This window comes from Achromobacter insolitus, assembly GCF_002209555.1.
GTDB classification, from domain to species: domain Bacteria; phylum Pseudomonadota; class Gammaproteobacteria; order Burkholderiales; family Burkholderiaceae_B; genus Achromobacter; species Achromobacter insolitus.
Genome location: NZ_NJIF01000004.1, coordinates 398,872 through 422,721, shown reverse-complemented (window position 1 = coordinate 422,721; position 23,850 = coordinate 398,872). Strand labels below are relative to the sequence as shown.

The 23,850-nt window shown below is 57.3% G+C and carries 19 protein-coding genes and 1 pseudogene; 18 read left to right on the top strand and 2 right to left on the bottom strand.

Going from position 1 to position 23,850, the window contains the following annotated elements:
- Window positions 1–3 precede the first annotated feature (3 nt).
- From CEY08_RS30340 to CEY08_RS16980, 15 genes and pseudogenes are all read left to right on the top strand, one after another.
- A pseudogene (locus CEY08_RS30340) lies at window positions 4–261 on the top strand (2Fe-2S iron-sulfur cluster-binding protein); the annotation flags it as partial.
- 24 nt (window positions 262–285) lie between these two features.
- Window positions 286–1,056, top strand: coding sequence for an FAD-binding oxidoreductase (locus CEY08_RS17045; protein ID WP_232033814.1), 771 nt, complete (start codon window positions 286–288; stop codon window positions 1,054–1,056).
- Window positions 1,057–1,128: 72 nt separating this feature from the next.
- A complete protein-coding gene (locus CEY08_RS17040; RefSeq protein WP_076814798.1) occupies window positions 1,129–1,605 on the top strand; it encodes a nuclear transport factor 2 family protein in 477 nt (158 codons plus the stop codon).
- Between the two features lie 209 nt (window positions 1,606–1,814).
- Window positions 1,815–2,552 (top strand): FCD domain-containing protein, encoded by a 738-nt coding sequence (locus CEY08_RS17035; RefSeq protein WP_084738580.1) that lies wholly within the window; start codon window positions 1,815–1,817, stop codon window positions 2,550–2,552.
- A 428-nt stretch (window positions 2,553–2,980) separates the two neighbouring features.
- Window positions 2,981–4,660, top strand: coding sequence for a DUF1302 domain-containing protein (locus CEY08_RS17030; RefSeq protein ID WP_076814794.1), 1,680 nt, complete (start codon window positions 2,981–2,983; stop codon window positions 4,658–4,660).
- Window positions 4,661–4,672: 12 nt separating this feature from the next.
- Window positions 4,673–6,028: a DUF1329 domain-containing protein gene (locus tag CEY08_RS17025; RefSeq protein ID WP_170946330.1), complete on the top strand. Its 1,356-nt coding sequence runs from the start codon at window positions 4,673–4,675 to the stop codon at window positions 6,026–6,028.
- A gap of 40 nt (window positions 6,029–6,068) precedes the next feature.
- Window positions 6,069–7,169, top strand: coding sequence for a WD40/YVTN/BNR-like repeat-containing protein (locus CEY08_RS17020; protein WP_076814792.1), 1,101 nt, complete (start codon window positions 6,069–6,071; stop codon window positions 7,167–7,169).
- The gene (locus tag CEY08_RS17015) at window positions 7,166–9,589 is read left to right on the top strand and encodes an efflux RND transporter permease subunit (RefSeq protein ID WP_076814791.1); all 2,424 of its coding nucleotides are present in this window, start codon (window positions 7,166–7,168) and stop codon (window positions 9,587–9,589) included. The genes CEY08_RS17020 and CEY08_RS17015 overlap by 4 nt, the downstream gene beginning before the upstream one ends.
- 42 nt (window positions 9,590–9,631) lie before the next feature.
- The gene (gene kce, locus CEY08_RS17010; protein ID WP_076814789.1) at window positions 9,632–10,558 is read left to right on the top strand and encodes a 3,5-dioxohexanoate:acetyl-CoA acetone transferase; all 927 of its coding nucleotides are present in this window, start codon (window positions 9,632–9,634) and stop codon (window positions 10,556–10,558) included.
- A 63-nt stretch (window positions 10,559–10,621) separates the two neighbouring features.
- Window positions 10,622–11,215 carry a malonic semialdehyde reductase gene (locus CEY08_RS17005; RefSeq protein ID WP_279627153.1) on the top strand — a complete coding sequence of 198 codons (594 nt, stop codon included), beginning with the start codon at window positions 10,622–10,624 and terminating at the stop codon, window positions 11,213–11,215.
- A 51-nt stretch (window positions 11,216–11,266) separates the two neighbouring features.
- A complete protein-coding gene (locus tag CEY08_RS17000; protein ID WP_076814785.1) occupies window positions 11,267–13,630 on the top strand; it encodes an FAD-dependent monooxygenase in 2,364 nt (787 codons plus the stop codon).
- Between the two features lie 44 nt (window positions 13,631–13,674).
- Window positions 13,675–14,526, top strand: a complete 852-nt coding sequence (locus tag CEY08_RS16995) for a fumarylacetoacetate hydrolase family protein (RefSeq protein WP_076814783.1) — start codon at window positions 13,675–13,677, stop codon at window positions 14,524–14,526.
- An 82-nt stretch (window positions 14,527–14,608) separates the two neighbouring features.
- Window positions 14,609–15,670, top strand: coding sequence for a zinc-binding dehydrogenase (locus tag CEY08_RS16990; protein ID WP_408609577.1), 1,062 nt, complete (start codon window positions 14,609–14,611; stop codon window positions 15,668–15,670).
- Window positions 15,671–15,743: 73 nt separating this feature from the next.
- Window positions 15,744–16,685, top strand: a complete 942-nt coding sequence (locus CEY08_RS16985; protein ID WP_076814779.1) for an alpha/beta fold hydrolase — start codon at window positions 15,744–15,746, stop codon at window positions 16,683–16,685.
- Between the two features lie 1,014 nt (window positions 16,686–17,699).
- Window positions 17,700–18,500 (top strand): MipA/OmpV family protein, encoded by an 801-nt coding sequence (locus CEY08_RS16980; protein WP_076814777.1) that lies wholly within the window; start codon window positions 17,700–17,702, stop codon window positions 18,498–18,500.
- A gap of 168 nt (window positions 18,501–18,668) precedes the next feature.
- Here the strand turns inward: CEY08_RS16980 and CEY08_RS16975 are convergent, their stop codons facing one another.
- Entirely contained in the window at window positions 18,669–19,208 is a 540-nt protein-coding gene (locus CEY08_RS16975) for a P-loop NTPase family protein (RefSeq protein WP_232033815.1), read from the bottom strand.
- A 597-nt stretch (window positions 19,209–19,805) separates the two neighbouring features.
- Between CEY08_RS16975 and CEY08_RS16970 the strand changes: the two genes are divergently transcribed.
- Both CEY08_RS16970 and CEY08_RS16965 read left to right on the top strand, forming a co-directional pair.
- A complete protein-coding gene (locus CEY08_RS16970) occupies window positions 19,806–20,621 on the top strand; it encodes a helix-turn-helix domain-containing protein (RefSeq protein WP_076814773.1) in 816 nt (271 codons plus the stop codon).
- Window positions 20,622–20,673: 52 nt separating this feature from the next.
- Window positions 20,674–21,384 (top strand): hypothetical protein, encoded by a 711-nt coding sequence (locus CEY08_RS16965; protein WP_126389574.1) that lies wholly within the window; start codon window positions 20,674–20,676, stop codon window positions 21,382–21,384.
- 303 nt (window positions 21,385–21,687) lie between these two features.
- Here the strand turns inward: CEY08_RS16965 and CEY08_RS16960 are convergent, their stop codons facing one another.
- A complete protein-coding gene (locus tag CEY08_RS16960; RefSeq protein WP_076814768.1) occupies window positions 21,688–22,104 on the bottom strand; it encodes a DUF2000 domain-containing protein in 417 nt (138 codons plus the stop codon).
- Between the two features lie 380 nt (window positions 22,105–22,484).
- On the opposite strand from CEY08_RS16960, the gene CEY08_RS16955 reads away from it, so the two are divergent.
- A complete protein-coding gene (locus CEY08_RS16955) occupies window positions 22,485–23,813 on the top strand; it encodes an aminotransferase-like domain-containing protein (protein WP_076814766.1) in 1,329 nt (442 codons plus the stop codon).
- Window positions 23,814–23,850: the final 37 nt, after the last annotated feature.

The following is a 23,850-nucleotide window of genomic DNA, read 5'->3' as shown; positions in this document are numbered from 1 at the left end:
GCGATGGCGGCGCATCAAGCAATTCAGGACGAGGCACGTCCTGGCGCACACCGAGTGACCTTTTCCCCTAAGGGGGCAACGTTGGTATGCCCGCCCGGAATGGCGATTCTGGACGCTTCCATGGCGGCGGGCTATTTTCCTAGACATAGTTGCAGGCGCGGGCAATGCCAGGCATGCGCTTATCGACTATTGTCGGGATCCGTCCGTTATCCGAATGGCTTCGAGACGGCCAGTTTGCCCCCGGGGCATTGCCTTACCTGCGTCGCGATTCCGGAGTGCGATGTAGTGATTGATGCACCCGATATTTCCGCTGAGCCACGGCAAAGAACGAGCCAATTTGGCGCCCGGGTCGTCTCAAACACTCGTGTCGCATCCGATGTCGCTGTGCTGAGGCTCCAAGCGCCGGCGGCAGCAGAATTTCACTTTGCCGCCGGGCAGTATGTCGACGTCATCTTGCGCGACGGTTCGCGGCGCAGTTATTCGATGGCCAATGCGCCAGATGATTCCGGAGTGATTGAGTGGCATGTGCGCGCGATGCCGGGAGGGCGTTTCTCTTGTCATGCCTATGAGGCGCTCAAGGCCCGCGATTTGTTGCGGATTGAGGGGCCGTTTGGGAATTTCCGTCTGTCATCCTCCCGCCTCCCCGTCATCCTCCTAGCCTCCGGGACTGGCTATGCACCGATTGCGGCCATCCTGAAGTCGCACGGTGCCGAGCTGGCAGCAAGGGGGGGCTACTTGTATTGGGGAGCCCGTCGACGGGAAGACATCTATGCATGGGAAGAGGCTCAGGCGCTTTGCGCCAGATTCGGAAACGTTTATTTCGTACCTGTCCTGTCGGACCCAGCCGGCGACTGGCTTGGTCGAAGCGGCCTGGTCCATGAAGCAGTGCTGCAGGACTTCCAAGATCTATCTGGACACGAAGTCTACGCATGCGGCAATCCGTTGATGGTCGACTCTGCGCGAGCCGCATTCGTCAGGGAGAGGGGCTTGCCCGCGACAGCCTTCTTTAGCGATGCATTTGTTACCGGATTAACCGTGCGGCAAGGGGATTCCTAGCGTGCATGGCAAAGAGCGCAATAGTTCAAAAATCGGGCGCCCCTGAGCCCATTACGTTCCTAGGAGAAAACTATGAAATCGGTATCGTCTGATACGCAAGGATTGAATTCCATCAATCCCCTGCCGCTGGGTGACACGCACGCTGATGTGGAGGCAGCCTGCGCCCGGCTGTGCATAGAATTTGCCAATGCCCTGGATGGCGGAGACTATTCTCGAGTCATGGATGTTTTTACGCCTGATGCTGTCATCGTTACCCCGACCAATCAAGTGGTGCACGGACGTGAGGCAATTCTGGCGTCGCTGCGGTCTCGGCCACCAATGGTGACGCGCCACCTCTGCAGCAACATCCGTGTCACCCTGAACGGGGATGGTAGTGCCACAGGATTGTGTTATGTGGTGTGCTTCAAGGCATTCGGGGTGGACGCTACAAATCCGGTATCCGGCACGCCCGCTCCCATTGTTGCGGACTACCACGACACCTATGTCCGCACGGCACAGGGGTGGCGTATACGTGAGCGGCGCATCGCGATCATCTTTGAGCCAGAGTAGGAGCTTGCGCCGGCAACCGATCGCGCAAGCTGCGTAAGTGGCGTTCGATTTGATGGTTGATATTATCGATTTACTCAGAGAAAAACGATAAGATCGAATTGTTGACATTAAACTCTGAATAAGCGATAGTTCGTGCCGCCGTCAATTCTCGGCGGCCTTTCAATCATCGGCTCACCAATGGTGTGCCGTAACGCCGAGCCGTGGATGCCATGGGGACAGCCGAGCTTTCTTCTTCCTCTACTTCTAGCAGTCTGACGACGCTGGCATTTCAGCGCTTGCGCGCGGATATCGTCACTGGCGTCCTTTTTCCAGATCAGCGTCTGCGGATACAAGCGTTGGGGGAGCGTTACGATATTGGCGCCACGGCGATCCGCGAGGCGCTCTCACGCCTGACGAGCGACGGTCTCGTCGAGTTTCAGGAACAGAGGGGCTTCCGTGTGGCGCCCGTGTCAAGAGACGAGTTGCTGGATCTGACTCAGACGCGAATCGATCTGGATTGCATCGCGGTCCGGCGTGCCATCGAACGTGGTGGTATCGATTGGGAGTCGAATGTCGTAAGCAGCTTTCACCGGCTTTCGAAGACAAAAATACCTACATCGCCCGAATTGTTCGACGAATGGCTCGTTGCTCACTCGGCGTTTCACGAATCGCTGCTGGCTGGTTGCCAGTCGCCCACGACGCTGCAACTTTGTCGTTTAGTTCGTGAAAAGCTGGCTCGCTATCACAATCTTTCCCTCCGCAACACTACGCTCGAGGATCGAGACACGTTGGCGGAGCATAAGCTGCTCCTCGACGCAGTGATTGCACGGGACGCCCCGGGTGCTCAGCAATTGATCGCCGAGCATTTTGGCAAATCTGCGGAGCTGGCGCTCTTAGCGTTCGACCGGGCCTTCCCTGTCGGCGACACCTCTGCTCACACGAAAGTCGGCAAACGCCAAGAAGGCTGACCCAACAACGTCGGGGCCGCTCGGCCGATTTCCCTCCTCATTAGCGTGCTCCTGCCTTTCAGTCGTGCCTGACCGTCCCGCCTTGTCCGCGGCAGACGTCCTCAAGCCCAACGACTGACTTGCCCTACCTCCCTCGCTTCCTCCCATCCGCCTGGCCATGGCTTGCGTCATTGCTGCGGCGCGCTGCAGCACGTCCAGAGGGCCCGTCCTCCCCCGAGGCTCACTTCTATTTGAATCGGTATTTTTTATTTTTATCGATTTTTTGTGTTGTAAATCCATAAAAACACACTTACCATATAAAAACGTTGATCGTCGGTTGTGCGGGTGTTCGTGACGCGACCGACGATGGCGAAAAAGGACGGTGTATCGCGCTTCGCAGAGGCCGAGAGCGCCGCCACGCGCCCGAGACGGTGCGATATAGGAGACAAATGGGAACGAACAAGGTGACGGCGATCAATCGCCGCGTACGGCGACGCCATCACGCGTTGCATCGGGGAGCGTTGGCGACGAGCGCTGTGTTCGCCTTGAGCGCGCACGCCTTCGAAATCGATACCGGAAATTCCGACATCACCGTGCGTTGGGACACGACCGTTAAGTACAGCAACGCGTTTCGTCTGAAATCCGCATCGGCAGCACTGCTGTCAAACCCGAACAATGACGATGGCGACCGCAATTTCGGTCCTGGGCTAATTTCCAACCGGATGGATTTGTTCAGCGAGATGGATGTGACGTGGCAGCGCCGTTTCGGCGCGCGCGTAAGCGGTGCGGCGTACTACGACAGCATCTATAACGGTTCGAACGACAACCCAGGGATTGCTGGCGGTGCATTTCCGAACCAGACGTCTGTGTCCTACAACCGGTTCACCCATGCTGCGCGCGTGAATCAAGGGCGCAACGTCGAATTGCTTGATGCATTTCTATTCGGCAAGTTCGACCTGGAGAACGGTGCGGCTACCGTCCGTGCGGGAAAGCACTCGTTGATCTGGGGCGAAAGTCTGTTTTTTGGCGGAAACGCCGTCGCTGGCGGGCAGATGCCGGTCGACGCCGTGAAGCTCGCCTCCGTGCCGGGAACCCAGTTCAAGGAAGCGATTCGCCCCGTCCCGCAAGTTTCAGGGCAGATCCAGCTGGGCCCCCAGTTCTCTTTGGCCGGCTATTACCAGTTTCAATGGGCTGCCAGCAAAGTGCCATTCGCGGGGACATACTTTTCCGACAATGATATTGCCGCTGGCAGCGAGACGATGCTCCTGGGGCCTGGTGTGCCCCCGGCCCGGCGACTTTCCGACGCGCGAGGGCGGAATTCCGGCCAGGGCGGTGTGCAATTGAAGATTCGCGGAGAGGAAACCGATTACAGCCTTTTCGCTATTCGTTATCACAGCAAGACGCCGCAGGTGATCCCTGTCCTGGGGATGACCCCGCAAGGTCCCACCCCTTCCGGCTACTACCTTGCCTATCAGGAAGCGATCACGGCATTTGGCGCGAGTGCGAGCCGGACGTTCGACAATTTCAACATTGCTATAGAAGGGTCAATACGCCACAACCAGGATTTGGCCACAAATCGAGGGGTGGACACCAGTGCCTTCACGGATGCGGCACGCAGCAACAACCGCAGCAACCCCGCGTATGCCGTGGGCAACACAGCCCATATCAACGTTTCCACGATTGCTTCTTTGCCGGCGACGCCGTTATGGCGTGAGGCGAGCCTAACGGCAGAAGCGGCGTGGAATCGCGTGATGAAGATAACGAAAAATACGGACGCCGCCGACGCCAGGGGTAGCCGTGATGGTTTGCAGTTCCGCTTTGTACTTGAACCAATGTACCGGAATGTTTTCCCTGGAGTGGATGTCAGCGTGCCTGTAGGCATGAGCTGGGCGCCAAAAGGGTCGCGGCCCCTTGCTGCCGGCAGTCCTTCAGCCTGGACGCCCGAGGGCGGGGGGGACATGAACATTGGCATAAACGCGAGTTTCCGGGACGCGTGGCGGTTCACGCTTGCCTACACGCATTACTACGGGCCCTCCTCAACATTCATGAGTTCGGACGGTTCGTTCGGTTGGCGGCAGACGCTCAAAGACCGCGACTTCATCGCTGCCTCCTTGCGTTATTCCTTCTAAATGGAGATGTACATGAAATCGAACCATTTCACATTCGGGTTGATGCTGGTGTTGTCGCTGGCAGCAGGGACGTCCTTTGCGGCGGTTTCCAAAGAGGAGGCCGCGCAACTTGCGAATGGGTTGACGCCGATGGGTGCGGAACGAGCAGGAAACTCGGACGGCAGCATCCCGGCTTGGACGGGGGCGATTACGCCCAATGCCGGTATCGACCAGGGACGCAGGCAAGATCCCTTCGCCGGCGAGAAGCCCCTGTTCTCGGTGGACGTCAAGAACATGGCGCAGCACGCGAATTACCTGACGGAGGGCGCCAAAGCGCTACTAAAGAAATACCCCGACACTTTCCGCGTCGATGTCTACAAAACTCACCGCACGGCAATCGCGCCACAGTGGGTCTACGACAATACCGCTCGCAATGCGGTGAACGCCCACCTCAAGGACGGTGCGGCGGGACCGTTCCCGGAAGGCGCATATGGCGGCATCCCGTTTCCGATTCCAAAATCCGGACTCGAGGTCATGTGGAATCACCAGTTGCGCTGGCGCGGTGATGCCTGGTATTTCGAAGCCAAAGGCTATCAATTGACGTCCGACGGTGCATGGATCAACGTTCTGGATGCTGAGAACTCGATGTGGATGCCGTATTACGCACAAGCGCCGGAAAAGTTCAATAACGAGTACTACTTGATCCGATCGCTGACCAAGGGGCCAGCGATCCGTGCTGGTGAAGCGATCACGGGACGCATGAATCTGGAGGAATCCAAGTCCATTACATGGGTCTACCTGACCGGTCAGCGACGAGTTCGAAAATTGCCGAACTCGTGCTGTGACACGCCTACGCCGTTTTCCGCTGGTATCGCCAGCTTCGACGAAGTCGGCGTATTTACAGGTCGCCTGGACAGGTTTGATTGGACGCTCGTCGGTAAGAAGGAGATGTACATCCCGTACAACGCCAACCGAATCATGCAGCCAACCACGGACCGAGAAATCTTGGGTGCCCAGCATATAAATCCCGACTATGTGCGCTGGGAACGTCATCGTGTTTGGGTGGTCGATGCGGAGCTGAAGAAGGGAGAGCGCCATACATCTCCCAAGAGTCGCTATTACATAGATGAGGACACTTGGGACGCCGTCATCGCGGAACGGTACGACGCAAGTGGTCAGTTGGCCCGCGTGCCATTCGGCTTACCCATGGTGATGTCTGATGTTCCTGCGACGGAACAGGTCAACTGGGGTGTTTATGACTTAACGAACGGTGCTTCCTATGTGACAGGTTTCGCCAACGAACGGCGGGGCATGTATGTGCCGAAAACGTCGCAGTTCCGCGATGCGATGTTCACTCCAGATGCTATGGCAGCAGAAGGTGTGCGCTGATGCTCCGCGTATGGGTGGACAAGCAACGCGTGGATCCAAGATGAAAAAGCGAATTTACTGGTGGGTGACTGCCCTGCCGGCGCTGGTTCTGCTAGTCACTGCCGAAGCCTATGCCGGGGCGATCTCTCCTGCCCTGGAACGCCCCGCGGTGTCCGTCAGGTCTGCACATCGCAGTGTGCTGCTCGCTGCCACACTCGCCGGACCTAGAGTCGTCGCCGTGGGGGAAAGGGGAGTCGTAGTGCTCTCAGACGACGACGGCATACATTGGCGTCAGGCTCGCCAGGTCCCGGTGAGCGTGACATTGACTGCGGTGCAGTTTGTCGGCGCGCGAGAAGGATGGGCGGTGGGGCATGGAGGCGTCATCCTGCGAACAGTCGATGGTGGCGAAAATTGGAATCTTGTGGCGGACGGCGACAGGCTGGCCAGCATAGCCTTAGAAGCTGCAAATATGCGCATGCGCAATACACCGGGGGATGAGGCGGCTGCTAAGCAGTTGAGGGCAGCAGATCGCTTCGCTCGAGAGGCGGGCAATAGTCCCTTGCTTGATCTGCATTTCCTCGACGCGCAGCACGGCTATGTGGTGGGTGCGTACGGCCTGTTCTTCGAGACGCGCGATGGGGGGGGCACATGGTCCGCTGCCATGGATCGACTGCACAACCCTGAGGGGCTGCATCTGTATGCCATCCGCGCACGTGGCAAGGACGTATTTATCGTCGGTGAGCAGGGGCTTATCAGACGGTCGCAAGACGATGGCCGTACATTCCACGCGCTCCCCGCTCCATATGATGGAAGCTGGTTCGGCCTTGCGCTGCTTCCAGATGGCCTGGTGGTCGTCGGCCTGCGGGGCAACGCCTTTCATTCGGCGGACGACGGTCAAGTATGGTCGCGCATCGAAGGTGGGGCTGCGGTGTCGCTGCTTGCAGTCGCACCCAAGGAAGACGGATCCGTGCTGATTGCCTCTCAGGCAGGACAAGTATTCGCAAGTCAGGATGGCCGTGTCATGACGCCGGTCGTGATGCCGCTGCTTCCGCCTTTGGCTGGAGTGATTCCATTGAGTAAAGGCGCTGTGATTGCTTACGGGATAGGAGGGGTCGTGCGCCTGCCGCAGCCGACCAAAGAACAAGTGAGTGCACGTCCATGAATCACGAATCCTCCGACATTCAGCCGGTTGTGCAGGACCTTTCCAAGTTCGACGCGCACTCCGGTACCTGGGCCGAACGCGCGCTATTCAATCACCGGCGTGTTGTGGTGGTGCTGTGCCTGCTCGTAACTATTATCCTTTCCTGGCAGGCGAGTCACTTGCGTTTGACTGCGAGTTTCGAGAAGAGCATCCCTACTTCGCATCCATACGTAGTGAACTTCCTGAACTACGAAAGGCAACTTTACGGGCTGGGTAACGCGATCCGGGTGGTAGTGGAAAATCCCCGCGGCGCCATCTACGATCCGACGTACTTGGAGATACTGCGCGAGCTTAATGACGAGTTGTACCTGTTGCCGGGAGTCGCTCGACCGGGCTTGCGCAGCCTCTGGACGCCAGCTACCCGTTGGACTGCGGTGACCGAAGATGGGCTGGAGGGTGGGCCTGTGATCCCGGACGGCTATGACGGATCCCCTGAGTCCCTGCATCGGCTATCCGAGAACGTCGCGCGTTCTGGGGAAATCGGCCAGATCGTAGCATTGGACGCTCGTTCCAGTCTGATTTTTGTGCCATTGCTGGACAAGGGCGCCGACGGAGTGCCATTGGACTACCGACGTTTCTCGCAAGCGCTGGAGAATCTGCGATTCAAGTACGAGCGCAAAGGAGTCAACGTCCATATCACTGGCTTCGCCAAGCTTGCCGGAGACATGATTGAAGGCGTCCGCCATGTCCTGGAATTCTTCTTGGTTGCCGTGCTGATAGCGACCGGCATGGTCTTCTGGTACACGCGTTGCCTGCGCTCGACCATCTTGGTCGTATCCAGTTCGCTGATCGCCGTGGTGTGGCAACTCGGCCTATTACCACTGTTGGGATACTCCCTCGATCCATACTCAATACTGGTGCCGTTCCTGGTGTTCGCTATCGGCATGAGCCATGGCGCACAAAAGATGAACGGCATCATGCAGGACATCGGTCGCGGTACGCATAGGTTAGTCGCCGCACGCTATACATTTCGCCGCCTATTCCTGGCCGGGCTGACGGCACTATTGGCCGATGCGGTTGGCTTCGGCGTGCTTCTGGTAATCGACATCCAGTCCATTCGAGAGCTTGCGGTCGCCGCGTCTATAGGCGTCGCGGCGCTGATCATCACCAATCTAATCTTGTTGCCCGTGCTGCTTAGTTACACCGGCGTTAGCGAAGTGGCGGCCAAACGCAGTTTGCGGACAACTGACAGCACCACTCGCGGCACGGGGCGGGATGCGCTGTGGGCTTTCCTAGATAAGTTCACTCAACCGCGTTGGGCTGGCTGTGCGGTGCTCGTCGCCGGCGTGATGTTGTCTCTGGGTGTTGCCGTCAGCACCCAGCTTTCTATCGGCGACCTTGACCCAGGAGCCCCCGAACTTCGAGCCGATAGTCGTTACAACCGCGACGTCAAGTTCACCAATGCGGCGTATGGGTCATCAAGCGACGTGCTCGCGGTCATGGTTCGGACGCCCTCGGGACAATGCACTCGATTTGAAACGGTGCAGAAAGTGGATGAGCTGGAATGGCAACTGCGCCAATTGGAGGGCGTCGAATCTACCAATACGTTGGCGTTGCTGAATAGGCGCATGTTGACGGGCTTGAACGAAGGTAATCCGAAATGGTACGAGCTGATGCCCAGCCAAGACAGCATCAACTCGATCACTGCGAATGCGCCTCGCGGCCTCTACAACGACGCCTGCGATCTGCTGACAGTCTACGTGTATTTGAAAGATCACAAGGCGCGCACCTTGACGAGTGTGGTCGAACATGTTGAGGATTTCGCGCGTCGAAACGATACAACGCAGGCCAGATTCATGTTGGCGGCAGGGTCGGCGGGCATCGATGCGGCAGCGAACATTGTGGTGCAGGATGCATGGCGAAAGATGCTTTGGTTAGTCTACGGAGCCGTCACTTTGTTGGCGTACCTGGCGTTTCGTTCATGGCGAGGCGTGGTGGTGGCCGTCGTGCCGTTGGTGCTGACTTCTTTCCTGGCGGAAGCTTTGATGGTCGCGCTGGGTATGGGGGTAAAGGTCGCCACACTTCCGGTCATCGCGCTTGGCGTAGGGATCGGCATTGATTATGCCCTGTACATCTTGTCTGTCTTATTGGCGCAACTGCGCCGCGGAGTGAGCTTGTCCGAAGCCTACTATCGGGCATTGCTCTTCACGGGCAAGGTCGTAATGCTGACCGGCGTGACTTTGGCTGCGGGCGTGGCGACCTGGATGGCTAGTCCGATCAAGTTCCAAGCGGACATGGGGATTCTGCTCGCGTTTATGTTCCTGTGGAACATGATCGGAGCATTGCTGCTGCTGCCCGCTCTGGCGTGCTTTCTATTGAAGCCAGGTCCCGTGCAACTATCGCGGGCCGTCAAGGCTGTGGCGGTCGACGCCAAAATCTGACCTTCATCCTTCCCCTACCACCCGATACCGCGTGAGCCCTCTATGTCCCGAAAAGTCATCATTACGTGCGCCGTGACTGGTTCGATCCACACTCCGACGATGTCGCCGCATTTGCCCATTACGCCAGCGGAAATCGCTGAAGACGCGCTGGCTGCTGCCGCGGCGGGTGCCGCCATTCTGCACCTACATGCCCGTGATCCCGCCGACGGCAAGCCGACTCCGAGCGCAGAGATCTACCGACAGTTCTTGACCCCCATCCACAACCAATGCGATGCGGTGATAAACATCACCACAGGCGGGGCTCACACAATGAGCTTGGAGCAACGTTTGGAGGCCGCACTCACGTTTTCACCGGAAATGGCATCGTGCAACGTTGGCTCGTTGAATTTCGGCTTTTTTCCAATCTTGGAAAAAGTGAAGGCATGGCGCTATGCGTGGGAGCCGGTATATCTCGAGGCTTCGCGCAACGCAATTTTCCGCAACACGTTCGGTGATATCGAGCAGTTGTTCGAGCGATTGGCTCGACCACTTGGTACGAGGTTCGAGTTCGAGTGCTATGACGTTGGCCATCTCTACACGCTCAAGCACTTTGTTGACCGTGGATTTGTTAAGACGCCGTTCATTCAGTTTGTTTTCGGAGTACTCGGCGGAATTGGTGCAGACCCCGAAAACCTGACTCACATGAAGCGAATTGCCGACAAGCTATTTGGTGACGATTATCGCTGGTCCGTGCTCGGCGCAGGACGGCACCAGATGCCGCTCGTAACCCAGGCAGCACTAATGGGCGGAAACGTACGGGTCGGATTGGAGGATTCCTTGACCTTGGGGCCGGGGAAACTGGCCTGCTCAAACGCGGAGCAGGTCAGCTTGATTCGCGAAGTGCTTGAACGGCTCGGGTTCGAAATAGCGACACCGGATCAGGCACGCGAGATGTTGGGATTGAAGGGCCATCGTGAGGTGGCGATCTAAAAATTTTTTCGTATAGCGGGCGCCTGCTCCGCATTCATTGATTTTTCAAAGAGAGATTCTGTGATTGAAGCACCATCGCCATACCTGCTCGATGAGCAGTTGTTCACAATGGCTCGCACGACAAACAAGTTCCAGAACCGAGGGGTGGATGAGGCCGTTCTGCGACGTTTGTATGACCTATACAAATGGGGGCCGACGGCGATGAACTCGCAGCCGGCACGGGTGGTGTTCGTGACTAGCCTCAAGGCAAAGGCTAGGCTAGCAGCTACGCTCATGCACGGTAATGTCGAGAAGACGCTGCGCGCGCCAGTGACCGCCATCATTGCGCGCGACACACGATTCTTTGAACATCTGCCCGTTCAATTTCCCGCCGTCCCAAGCGCGTGGGAGCTGTTTTCAGGGAATGAGGGGCTTGCTCATGAAACGGCGGTGCGCAACACGACGTTGCAGGGCGCCTATTTAATTCTGGCAGCACGCCTGGTCGGGCTCGGCGCAGGGCCCATGAGCGGCTTTGATGCGCAAGCTCTGGATCGTGAATTCTTTCCAGAAGGGCGTTTCAAGTCCGACTTCTTAGTGAATCTGGGATACCCAGATCCAGAAGGAAACTTCCCTCGTGCACCAAGGCTAGAGTTTGAAGAGGTCGCTCGCGTCATTTGATTGTGGTGTACAGGGCGGTTGCTTTCTTTATCGTTGATTGAGGTGGAGACAATGAACAATTCCGACAAGAAAAATACGGTGGCGATTGTGGGTGGAGGGCCAGCTGGCCTGATCACGGCAATCCTGTTGCGTGAGAAAGGCGTGCATGCAACGGTGTTTGAGCAGGCCGAAGGCATCGCTACGCTGCCGCAAGCTCATGTAGTGAACACGCGAACCTGCGAGATCCTGCGAGAGCTCGGTCTTTTCGAAAAAATGGCCGCAGCTGCGTCTCCGGAAGACAGGATGCATTGCGCGACGTGGTCCTCAGAACTGGCCGGTACTCGGTTCGGCCGCCTAATGCTGGAGGGATCTCCCGAACAGAAGCTCTTTCGTCGAAATGCCAGCCCCGTGCGGACCCTGAACATGGGACAACATATATTCGGCAACATCCTGCTTGCGCATCTCCGAGAGCTGGGGGGGGACGTACAGTTCCGCCAGCAGGTGCTGGATGCCGCCGTCGATCGTGCTAAGGGAGTCCTGACCATTCAGGGGCCTGACGGCCGGACGCGCACTGAAGCCTTCGATTACGTGCTCGCTTGCGATGGGGCGGGGAGCGCGGTGCGTAAGGCGCTGGGCATCGATATGCTGGGGCCACCTTCTATTGCCCGTTTCGCGACGTGCTACTTCAAGGGCGATCTCAACAGATATCTGGGCAATGACACAGGTCCGGTGCACTTTATCGCCAACCAGGATGCTCCGGGGATATTCGTTTCATATGACCTGGACCAGACCTGGGCATTCATGTGTGTCATGCCGCCCGATGCCGCGCGCGAAGCGTATTCGGGGGAGGTCATGCTGGAGTTAGCCCGACGAGCGGTTGGCGATCCTCAAGTGGACCTGCAGCTGGTCAGCGTGAGCTCGTGGAATATGAGCGCCCAGGTTGCGGCGCATTTTCGGAAGGGACCTTTTTTCCTGATCGGCGACGCCGCGCACCGCTTTCCACCGACGGGGGGGCTGGGCCTCAACACGGGTGTACAGGATGCGCACAATCTGGCATGGAAGCTTGCGATGGTCCTGAGGGGGCAGGCGGAGGCGGATCTGCTGGACACGTATGGTAAGGAGCGCGCACCGGTGGCTGCCCGGAATTGCGCGCACAGCGTCGAGAACTTCAGGAATCTGTTGCAAGTTCAGAACGCGATTGGCGCCCAGTTTTTGGTACCAGCCGATGTTTCGGTGGTTCAACGGGCGCCCGCTGAGCGACGGAATTTCTCTTTGGATGATGGCACCGAACAAAGCCGTTTGAAGCGATTGTCGATCGACGCGGCGATCGCTGCTCAGCGCCCGCATTTTGATGCGCTGGAGGTGGAGGTCGGCTATTGCTATGGTGAGCAGGACCCGGGTGAGCACCTTACTGACGGCGATTGCGCGCTTGCACTTCGGGCGGGAAGCCGGCTTCCGCACATTTGGTTGGAAGCTGCCCATCTTTCGAGCCTCGACGCCTATGACAAGAATCACTACACACTGCTGCTATTCGGTATGCAGGAAGGTGAAGGTATTGGTCGGCACGCACTTGCACAGGCTGGGATCGGCCTGGTCCACCTGCCCGCGAACGTCGAGGATGGGGGTGCAACGCGTATGTGTTCCCCTGGGATCGCAGTGCTCGTTCGCCCCGATGGCCATGTGCTTTGGCACGGGCGCGCAGATGCGGAGAACTTCCACGAGGCGGCCATCGCTGCGGTACGACATTATCCCGAGACAGGCGGCTCGACGTCCTCCGCTGGTGATGAATTTCTAAAAATGATGGAGAACGCAATGAATCCAGATACTTCTTGCCCCGACACGCCACACGGCGCGCCGCGATCGGCTGGCATCTCACCGAAGAAATTGGCACATGTCGTGCTGCGTTCGGACGCACGCTTCGAGGCCATGTGCGATTGGTATCAAGACCTGCTTAGTGCGTTCGTCGCGCACAGGGACGAAATGACCTGCTTCATGACGTTTGATTCTGAACATCACAGACTTGCAGTTGTGCGTGTGCCAGGAATGATCGAGAGGCCGTCCGGAGTTGTGGGTCTTGAGCATATCGCGTTTACGTTCGAGTCGCTGTCAGATCTACTTGAAACCTATGCCCGACTCAAAGCGAAAGGCGTGTTGCCCATCCTCACCATCAATCATGGGCCCACCATGTCGATTTACTACGAAGACCCGGATCGAAATCGGGTGGAAATGCAAGTCGATAACCAGAAGACCGTCGAGGAGTTTGTGGAGTTCGTCAAATCGGGAGCCATGGACGCGAACCCAATAGGGCAGGTCTTCGACGCGGACGACATGCTGAGCAAGCTGAGAGCCGGAACGGCTGAGCAGTCGCTAATGCAATACCCCATGCCTCCGACCCCGGTTGATCCGGCAGTGATGGAAATCCTGTACCGCAACTAGCACCCGCATTTCGCGGTAGTCGAACAACTGAAAATTGGAATGCTATGAAACTCGCAAGCTATCGATATGATGGGTTGGAATCCTTCGGTATGGTCGTCGGGGATGCGATCATTGATCTGAAGCAAAGGCTCGAAATTCCAGACCTGAAGACGCTTCTTGGCCTTGGAGTGCATCTCGCGCATCAGTGCACGGATGCAGAGCCCGACTATGGTCTCAGCGATGTTGAGCTAATGCCTCCCATTCCGAATCCTGCGCACATCATTGGTGTGGGGCTAAACACCAAGAGCCACGCAAGGGAAGCTTCGGACTACTTCAAGACGGACATAGTGGAGCCGAAGTATCCTCGATTGTTCCTGCGGGCGTCGACGAGCCATGTCGCTCATGGCCAGGCTGTGGTTGTTCCGACGGCTTCTCCGACGTTGGACTACGAAGGCGAGATGGCTATTATTATCGGGCGCGGCGGACGCTACATCCCCAAGGCCGACGCGTTAGATCATATCGCCGGTATTGCTTGCTACAACGATGGTTCTATAAGAGCGTATCAGCTGCATTCGGAACAGGTCACACCCGGCAAGAATTTCTATAAAAGTGGGTCATTTGGACCGTGGATTACAACGCTGGACGAAGCCGGCCCTGTGTCCAATCTAGTTCTCGAAACGCGCGTAAATGGCGAGCTTAGACAGCGCTTGACGATGGATGATCTGTACTTCGATTTTGCTAGCTTGATCGAGTATGCATCGCAACCGTTCCATCTGCAGCCTGGCGACGTGATTATCGCCGGCTCGTCTGCGGGCGTTGGAGCGTTCACCGGCCGATACTTGGTCCCCGGTGACGAATTGGTCATATCGATACCCACAGCAGGGATCCTGCGGAACACCGTCGTGGCTGAAGGGTAGGCCGTAAGAAATGCAACTCCCGCACACCTCTCTTCAGCTTCGCTCCCTTGTCCGAGCTGACGGAAAATTAGAGTTGACTCTCATGAAGTTACCGGTCCCCGCGCCCGGCCCGAATGAGGTGTTGATCCGTGTCGAAGCGGCACCGGTAAATCCATCTGATTTGGGGCTGCTGTTCGGTGCCGCGGACATGAGCACGGCGAGAACCTTCGGCAACCCCGAGTTTCCGGGCATTCTCGCGGAAATTCCGGCCGCAGCAATGCCAAGCATGGCCGGTCGCATAGGTGAAGCCCTGGAAGTCGGATACGAAGGAGCTGGCACTGTAGTCGCTACGGGCAGTTCTGAGGCGGCAAGAAAGCTCGACGGAAGGAAAGTTGCAGCATTTGGTGGAGGAATGTATAGCCAGTATCGCTGCGTCTCGACTCAAGCATGCCTGGCGTTGCCAGATGGGATTACTTCTGCAGAAGGCGCCTCAGCCTTTGTCAACCCATTGACTGCCCTAGGAATGGTGGAAACACTGCGGCACGAGAAGCACACGGCATTGGTACACACCGCTGCGGCGTCAAATCTGGGTCAGATGTTAAACCGGGTCTGTCTGGAAGACGGGATTGGTCTAGTCAACATTGTTCGAAGGAAGGAGCAGGTAGACCTACTTCGTGCTCAGCGGGCTATCCACGTCTGCGATTCGAGCTCACCCGATTTCATCGAGGAATTGCAGGACGCCATAGCCGCGACCTCCGCGACGCTGGTTTTCGATGCCATAGGCGGAGGTAGCCTTGGTGGGCAGATACTGGCATGCATGGAGGCCGTCTTATGCCGGGCGGAGGGACAGTACAGCCGCTACGGCTCTGTCACACACAAACAACTCTACCTGTACGGAGGGTTGGACAGTAGCCAAACCCGCTTTGAGCGAAATTTTGGCATGGCTTGGGGCATGTCAGGGTGGGTGTTATTAGCGCTGCTAAGGAGAATCGGGCCGGAGAGGGCCGATATGCTTAAACAGCGAGTCGTTGACGGTTTGCAAACGACCTTCCGCAGTCACTACTCCAAAACCGTATCGCTATTGGAACTGCTGCAGCCCGGCACGATGGCTCAATGTAATCGGCGCGGTACGGGGGAAAAGTTTCTCCTGACCCCAAACCGATAGGACGATTTCGGCAACGCGACGGACAAGCGACCTGCCTACGCGACCGCTGTCTGATATTTTTCTAAGAGGAAACATGAGTACGCTCAGCCATCACTATATCGAAGTAAACCGCATTCGCCTGCACTATGTGGAGGCCGGCAGCGGTCCCGCTGTCATCTTTTGCCATGGCTTTCCTGAGCTATGGTATAGCTGGCGTCATCAACTTCCCGCGCTCGCCGAGGCAGGCTATCGCGCCATTGCGTTGGATATGAGAGGCCATGGCGAATCGGACTCGCCTCCCGATATTGCCAGCTATGGGGTTACCCAGACTGTGGGCGACGTAATTGGTTTGATGGATACCCTTGATATCTCGCAGGCCGTGTTGGTGGGGCATGATGCGGGTACGTCCACGGCATACCACACAGCGTTAATGCGGCCCGACAGAGTACGCGGCGTCATGGGGTTGTCGGTGCCCTATATCCCGCGGGGGCCTATGAGTGTCTTGGAAGCTTTCCAAGGTGCGGTGCCCCCCGGGTTCTATATGCAATACTTCCAAAGCCCTGGTGTGGCAGAACGAGATCTCGAACGGGATGTAAGGCGGACTTTGCGGCGATTGATCTATGCGAATTCCGGGCTAAATCCCGCAGCGCCATTTCTCATGACTGTCTCCGAGGGAGGAACACTTGTGGATGCGCTAGCCGAGCCCGATGGCCCCATGAGTTTCCTCTCCGATCTCGATCTGGATGTCTACACGGAAGCGTATGCCCGCTCTGGATTCCGCGGGGGCTTAAATGGATATCGGGTGTTTCAGAGCAATTGGGAGGACACCGCACCTTGGAACGGTATGGCTCTGCCGGTTCCCGCGGCGTACGTAGGTGGTGTCTTGGATACAGTTTTGCAATTTCCGGGATTTCGTGAGGCGGCACAAGCCATGGGGATGGCGACTTTCCTTGAAGGTGCCGGGCATTGGATTCAGACGGAACGCGCGGGCGAGGTCAACAGTGCCCTGCTGTCCTTCTTGCGTACTGTGCAATGAAGGTCTGCACCCAGGGGGGGGGCGTGATGCTCGTTACTCGGAATCTCACGCCTACCCCTTAGGTCTTTTTTAGCCACTTCTTCCCTGGAGCGGCTGCCCAGTGTCGGCGGCAGGTGAGATTCTGCCGCGACCCTCCGACTCTCTGTCAATGACGAAGCTGTATTGAGCTTCTCCACCGGCTCACTTAGCGTTGTTGCGATGCCGCTACCCGTTCGCTCTCCTCGAGCGCCTTGAGGCCATGAGGGATCGAGATACTTGCGAAACCGGGGAAGCTCCACACTGGCGATGCTGCGGACGCACCGCTGGTCTATCGAATTGCCCCCATAGAATCGCCCCAGACCGGAAACCTCGAACTTGCTCGGGTTGCCTATGCCATTGGCTGACCGGCCCGGTTAATTCGGCCCCTTGGCTGTACCGGTTCACCTAGCGAGCGGCCAAGAATCCGCTCATTCGGCAACCGTCAGCGACCTGCGAATTTTGTTGTGCTTGGCATGGGCCGCAACGCATTGCGATGACGTTGCTTAGGGACGCGTGAAGAATCTTCACATGATAGCTAGTTAATCTTCACAAACTTCATACAAATGCGGAAGGATCCGGCCGTATCGCGCGGATAGTATCAAGACGTGAATTCCTAAAGTGCTTTCACCCGCTACTCACTCATCCTTCGCTGCCCTCTGCGCATTGCCGAGCTCATTGGTGATGTATGCCACTGCACCGGGCCGTCGATACGTGCCGGTACGACCGCGATAGGTCTCCGACTAACGGTCAGAGGGATCTGCGAGACGGCGGCGGCCGGCAGTCAATTTTGACAGTGGGGCCCGCGGGGGCAACGGGTTGTGGCCATCCGTGACCCTTGCCCTGCACCGTCAAATTTAGCCTTACGTATCTATTTTCGAGTTCTGCTTTCCTAATATGACTCTATCTATTCGAGCTTGCCGTACCTTTTGGGGCGTCACCGCTGCCGCTACATTAGCGACTTTGCCCATACTTACCTTCGCTGCGGAAAACATACAGATGGCGGAGACCAATTCCGTTTACGGCCAGCGAAACGCAGGATCGCGTGGCTTGCCGGTTGCCACCGGTGCAGGCGAGGGAGACGAATGGCGGTTCTATGGCACCGTCGGTGTTGGCTATGCGCCGCGTTATAGCGGTAGTAACGAGGGGTCTGCTGTACCAATTGTGGGTCTGGGGATACGCAGTCCGAACGGATTCTTTCTTAACACTGACTATGGCTTGGGGTGGGAAACGCAGGCATTGGAGAGCACATTTCGCTTCTATGTTGCACCTAGTGCGTCGCGCAAAGATCGCAAGAGCAGCAGTGATCAGGGATCGAACTTCCTCCGGGGTATGGGTAGCGTGGAAAGCCGCGCGCAGGTCGGTATCGATGCCGAGACCGGCCTAGGGCCGGTAACTCTATCAGCTAGCCTGGTCCATGCTTTCAAGAAGGGCGACAACAGTGACGTTGGTAGCGCTTACACGTTCTTCAATCTGGGAGCTAGCACGAACGTCTACGAAGGATCCGCAGGCACGGCGTCATTGTCCCTGAGCGGAACTTTTGGAGATGGCAACTACATGCGCACTTGGTATGGAGTAAGCAATCGGCAATCCCTGAACTCAGGCTTCCGGAGATATTCACCGAAAGCAGGGCTCGAAAGTGTCGCCTTGGGTGCAGCATGGACGATTCCAATTAGCGATGCCTGGTCGTGGACTGTCGCGGCCGAAGCTCGTCGGTTGCTTGGTGACGCGGCAGACAGCCCCATCGTTCAGGAGCGTAACCAATACAGCATTGGCGCTAGCGTAACGTACACGTACTGAGCCCGAACCAGTATTGATGTATTCGTCCAAAGCGGCGCTGCGTGAGCACGGCCGCCCGCAGTAGGTACCTTCCAGGCAACCACAGAAGATAAAAGTTCGTGGCACCCGTGTGGCGGTACTTTTTTGATCAGCGCTGACACGCCGGCAGGGGGGGGCACTTTTCACGAGCTAGGCGGCGAGCTTCTCTACTCGATAAAAGTGCCGGAGCTCGCGCATGTTCCTAAGTTTCAGTTTAGGTAGATCTGCGTTCTCGAACATCTGCGCATAGCGCCTACGATTTTTGGGGGTTACCACCGCGATGTGGTAAATCATCCGCCACTTCACTGAATCTCTGCCGCCGTCGAGCGCACCGCGGCGGTTAGTTTCAAACCAGGTTCGACGAAAGTATCGAAGCAGGCTTGAAGATGTCGGTGAGTCAAGCAGGATCAGGCCCGTGGATCGTTTCAGGCGTTGGCTAAGGGTGCGGGTGTAGTTCCCTTCCATGACCCAGCAGTCTTGCTGTATTGCCTGATCGTGCAAGAGAATGAACTCCGCCTCAGAGCGAGGAAGCCAATTGGTGTTGGGGGTATGGAAAAGCCGGTCGAGGTGAACAGCGTCCAGCCCACGCTTGCGCGAAATGGCCTGCGCTAGCGTGGATTTTCCGCTATTGCTGGGGCCTAGTATGCAGATACGAGGGCCCAGATCGTCAAGACTTGTCATTATTTTCATGTTGTCGCCGAGTGCTTAATTGGAGTCCCGGCAGCCAAAATTGTCGCATGAACGGGCCGCGCCAATGATCAATCGGCGCAGTGTGGAACTTCTCACCAGTCTGAGCGCACGGCTCGCCACTAAAAAGCTGAACATTTGCTCACGACCAACCGCAGTTGATGATGCCCGTGCTCTGCCATGGCCGGCTGAGTCTCTTTGTCCAGGTGCCTAAGGCTAGTCTGCAATTTCGTTCAATACTGCGATATCGCAACCAGCTAAACTCAATGAGCATCCATGCCGTGATCGATGCCGTGATCGGTGCCTGTCCGGGGCACCCGATTGGTGCCTATCCCACACTTTCGCGGTTTGGGGCGGAACGCTGCTAACGCGCGAACCGATCTGCGTGCTCGATTCACGGAGCAGCGCAATTAAGTCTATTGGCCGGTCTGCAACCAACGAGAGCTAGCGTTTCGATCCGACCTGGGGCCACTTGCCATCCTTGGGTTCTGGACGCTCTGCACGCCTACACAAGGGTTTCGCAATCCTGCTTGGTGCGTGGGAGTAGGGGCGTTAAAGACGCAAATTTTCTTCATCGATCATTCTTTCAAAACTCGCTTAATGGTCTCTCCTGTTGAATTCTGGCGTGATCCGTGTCTACCGTATGTTGAGAGTCGTCGCGCCGCTGGCAAGGGCGGGCGCTATCGAGCCCATAGTCTGCGGGCCTTTTCCATCGGCGCGATCGACCGAGGAACTATGGCCTTCACCAGCGGGGATGGGACGACCCATTTATTGAAGCGTGGCGCTGTCGTTGTGATAGCGCCCGAGCGCGTATTCACCTGCACCCCAGCCACCGACGATCCATGGAGCTATCAGCTACTAAATGTAGGCCAGGAGTGGATGCGCCAGGGGGGCGGAAAACCTTTCGATGGCCAAGAATCCGTATGGGATCATGCTCCCATTCAAATACATCGGTCTCAGGCGCGGTACGACCAATTCTCTGAGCTCAATTCCATCCTTTTCAGTGCAGCCCGATTGGAATTGAAAGCAGCAGCCCTGGCTGCTTTTGTGGCGGACCTGGGTGCCGTTGAGGGCGACGTGGTCGTGCATGCACCACACTATGGCGCGGCGAGTTCGGAGCTTCATGCCGTCATGTCCCGCTTGCGCGGCCGGCTGACGAATCGCCCGCCGCTGGACGAGCTTGCCCGTCTGGCTGGTATGGATAGATACCAGTTGATTCGCGCTTTTCGCACGGAAACAGGATTAACCCCGCTCGCCTGGCATACCGATCAGCGGATCCAGGAAGCGCGCCTACAGGTGCGCAGTGGCAGAGCGTTGGCGCACGTCGCCGCCTCGCTCGGATTCTCGGATCAAAGTCACTTCCAGCGTGTATTCAAAGCCTACGTTGGAATGACGCCGATCCAATATCGGAGCTGACGCGGCGTGGGCCGGAAAAATTGTTTGTGAAGAGTTGTGGAGGAACTTTGATATGCGTATAACCGTCATGGGACAGCTTCACGCGGCCGCTCGTGCCGCAGAAGGTGCCCGCATAGCGCAAGGCCCTGATCATGCCACGCGGTCGGTCGGCGTGGGCGGAGGAGGGCCGAATTCCGCTGGAGGGGCGACTTTGAGCGGGCAGGCGCTTATGTTGTCAAGATTGTTTGATAACGGTCATGTTCAGCGAGATTCCGAGTTGGAAAAACTCACCTCGCAGGACAAGGCATTGCTTGGCTACTTATATAGTTACGCGTCGGCGCGCGGCGCGGACCTTCGGGAAGTTGATTGTATTGCGAGGGATCTTGCGAAGTATCGATCAAATGACACAGCGATCGGGGCTGGCGGTAAAAATGAGGGCATGACCGAGATGAATGAGCATGATGCTCTCGTCGCCAAACGTATCCTGGAAGGCGACTCGTTCAGTTCGACGCTCTTCGATAAGGGATTTCTGAGGGCAGTCGTTAATGGGCCCCAATCTGCGAGCAGAAAAACAAATCTCGATTTCCTCGAGCATGTAGTAACTAAATTCTCCAACTCAGGCCGGGCGCAGAGCATAAAGTTGCCTGAGAAGTTCGTCCCTTCAGTGGAAAGGCCGATAACGGGCCTAGGCTCCTCATCTGAACCAGACGCTGCGGAACAGGGGCTGCTTTCACGTCTTGTTCGGAAGGCGCGTATGGTCAGCCTTTTCAGTCTGAAAGCGTAACGCTTGTTGATCATCGGCTGGCGGCAAGAGTGAGGTCGCATGGCCGCCCATCACCAACTAACGAACCTGACCTGCGTACTGCAGGATGTCGAGAGCCGATCGCACTGCGGATGTGCGATCGTATGGTGAGCGGCGCGGCTCTCCTGCGCTTTGCATGGAGGCGCGATCAGCTTGTGGCGCGGTGCCATGGTCGAGCCATCGGCGACGCGTTCGATGCTGGAGTCCGCGACGCCTGACGCCGAGTTTTTAATTATGTCGCTGGACGATGGACCCAAACGCTTCGCTGTGACGCAGGCGGAGGGGCTATCGGAGCAGTCTGAGAGATCCGGTGATTGACTTAACCCACTTCGAAGGCCCTGCCAGCCCCAATCCGTCGATAGGTTCGGCGGTTAAGTCGCAATTTTCAAAAGCTGCCTCGTAATCCGAAAACGCATGTAGAGTACGCGCGAAGGCCGGGAACGGTACAACAGCTCGCTCTTTGGGTTCCAACATGGCCTTGAGCATGATTTGTCGAATCAAATCCGCTTCGGCCTGCAGAACAGGCACTGGCCTGTCTGCGCTGATATCGATCGTGAGACCCTGGCGGTCGGTGAGCTGCCTTGCTGCGAGGCTAGGAAATCTTGCGCCAAGTCCAATTGAGAGCGTACCGATCGTGTTCGCAAGTATGCCCAATGGCAAAAGGGGGTTCACGACGATAGCGAGGCGAATGTCTTGGTCCATAGTGAGGTCCCGAGGTGTCAATTTCGAGTCGAAAATAGCACAAGACCCTTAGCGCCGCGGGTCTTGAATTCATTGAATACGTTCATCCAGACCATCCTGGCGACTGGTAGCGCAGACCGACCTCATATTGTTCGCCGGTCACCGGTTCGAACCGGATGCCCGTGCGGTCGGTGCCGCTCGCCGGCATGACCTGGGGCGCGCGAAATGACCAACTACGCGCTAATTTGGACACCGGCTGGAGGTGGCAGTTCATTACGCCGCACACCCCGCAGCAACAAAAGAAAAGAGCGGAAATCGGCGGTTCTTTACGCAGCGCTATCGAGGGTCATCGCACAGCTAATTTCATTACAATAAGCAAATTGTCATGGGTTTGTCGATTGATGGCTATTGCGCGCTACAAACGGTTGGTTGACCAATTTGCTGCCGAGATCCGTTCAGGTAAATTGCCGCCAGGCACCCGCCTGCCCACGCACCGTCAATTGGCCGGCAAGGAAAAAATAGCGCTGGTTACGGCCACCCGTGTCTACGCCGAACTCGAGGCGATGGGGCTGGCCATAGGGGAGGCCGGCCGAGGGACCTTTGTGCGGGAAATAGCACTGCCTTCCGGCTTGGGCATGGATCAGCAGGCCATCGCAGCAGACATGGTCGACTTGAACTTCAATTATCCCGCCTTGCCAGAGCAAGCCGAATTGTTGCGCTCGGCGTTGCGGCAATTGGCTGCCGCCGGCGACTTAGATGCGTTTCTTCGTTGTCATCCCCATGCTGGTCGCCCTCATGAGCGCGCGATTTTTGCCAGACACTTGGCCATGTCGAATGTGCCGGTGGAGCCAGAGCAGTTGCTGGTGGTTAATGGCGCTCAACACGGGTTAGCCGTCGTAGTAATGGCATTGCTACAACCTGGAGATGTGGTCGCCGTTGATGCACTGACTTATCCTGGATTCAAGGCGCTGGCAGAACAGTGCCGGCTGGATCTCGTGCCGTTGCCTGCATCGGGCTCTGGCCCAGACTTGGACACACTGGAGCGACTGTGTAAAAAGCGCCCTGTGCGCGCTATCTACGCAATGCCGACCGTGCACAATCCTTTGGGTTGGGTCCAAGATATCGAAAGCCGCAAGCGCTTGGTGTCGCTTGCGCGACGGTACGATCTGATCCTGATAGAAGACGCACCCTATGCGTTTCTTGAGCGCGATCCGCCTCTCCCTCTCGCAGCCCTTGCGCCGGAGCGGTGTGTTCATGTGACGGCGTTGTCCAAGAGTGTAGCCGCCGGCTTGCGCGTCGGCTTCATAGCCTCGCCGACAGCCTGGATTCCCCGGCTGGAACGAGCTATTCGAGCGACGATCTGGAATACTCCAGCGGCAATGACCTCTCTCGCCTGTGCATGGCTCACTGACGGAACGGTGGAACGCTTGGTAAGCGAGAAGCGCCGGGACGCCGTGGTCAGGCAGGCTGTGGTGGCAGAGGTGTTCGCCGGCATGCACCCCATCAGCCATCCCGCTTCATACTTCGTCTGGTTGCCACTAGGCGAAGAGGTGCGCGCCGAGGCGGTTGCCATGGCGCTTCTGGAGCGACGAATATCGGTATCAACTGCCGAGCCATTTTCGGTGGGAGCAAGTACGCCTCATGCCCTGCGCATTGCATTAGGATCGGTCGATCTGCGGACATTGCGGCATGCGCTCGGAATCGTGCGGGAAGTGATCGATCTAGCCTGATCACCCGCTGGGTTAATCCAGTCCAGCGCACGCTTGT

Excerpts from the sequence above, each read along its gene's own strand:
- CEY08_RS17030 (WP_076814794.1), top strand. The coding sequence starts at position 2,981 with ATGGGAACGAACAAGGTGACGGCGATCAATCGCCGCGTACGGCGACGC.
- CEY08_RS17025 (WP_170946330.1), top strand. The coding sequence starts at position 4,673 with ATGAAATCGAACCATTTCACATTCGGGTTGATGCTGGTGTTGTCGCTG.
- CEY08_RS17040 (WP_076814798.1), top strand. The coding sequence starts at position 1,129 with ATGAAATCGGTATCGTCTGATACGCAAGGATTGAATTCCATCAATCCC.
- kce (WP_076814789.1), top strand. The coding sequence starts at position 9,632 with ATGTCCCGAAAAGTCATCATTACGTGCGCCGTGACTGGTTCGATCCAC.
- CEY08_RS16990 (WP_408609577.1), top strand. The coding sequence starts at position 14,609 with ATGAAGTTACCGGTCCCCGCGCCCGGCCCGAATGAGGTGTTGATCCGT.
- CEY08_RS16975 (WP_232033815.1), bottom strand. The coding sequence starts at position 19,208 with ATGAAAATAATGACAAGTCTTGACGATCTGGGCCCTCGTATCTGCATA.
- CEY08_RS16995 (WP_076814783.1), top strand. The coding sequence starts at position 13,675 with ATGAAACTCGCAAGCTATCGATATGATGGGTTGGAATCCTTCGGTATG.
- CEY08_RS16965 (WP_126389574.1), top strand. The coding sequence starts at position 20,674 with ATGCGTATAACCGTCATGGGACAGCTTCACGCGGCCGCTCGTGCCGCA.
- CEY08_RS17000 (WP_076814785.1), top strand. The coding sequence starts at position 11,267 with ATGAACAATTCCGACAAGAAAAATACGGTGGCGATTGTGGGTGGAGGG.
- CEY08_RS16980 (WP_076814777.1), top strand. The coding sequence starts at position 17,700 with ATGGCGGAGACCAATTCCGTTTACGGCCAGCGAAACGCAGGATCGCGT.
- CEY08_RS16985 (WP_076814779.1), top strand. The coding sequence starts at position 15,744 with ATGAGTACGCTCAGCCATCACTATATCGAAGTAAACCGCATTCGCCTG.
- CEY08_RS17015 (WP_076814791.1), top strand. The coding sequence starts at position 7,166 with ATGAATCACGAATCCTCCGACATTCAGCCGGTTGTGCAGGACCTTTCC.
- CEY08_RS16970 (WP_076814773.1), top strand. The coding sequence starts at position 19,806 with ATGGTCTCTCCTGTTGAATTCTGGCGTGATCCGTGTCTACCGTATGTT.
- CEY08_RS16955 (WP_076814766.1), top strand. The coding sequence starts at position 22,485 with ATGGCTATTGCGCGCTACAAACGGTTGGTTGACCAATTTGCTGCCGAG.
- CEY08_RS17035 (WP_084738580.1), top strand. The coding sequence starts at position 1,815 with ATGGGGACAGCCGAGCTTTCTTCTTCCTCTACTTCTAGCAGTCTGACG.
- CEY08_RS17020 (WP_076814792.1), top strand. The coding sequence starts at position 6,069 with ATGAAAAAGCGAATTTACTGGTGGGTGACTGCCCTGCCGGCGCTGGTT.
- CEY08_RS16960 (WP_076814768.1), bottom strand. The coding sequence starts at position 22,104 with ATGGACCAAGACATTCGCCTCGCTATCGTCGTGAACCCCCTTTTGCCA.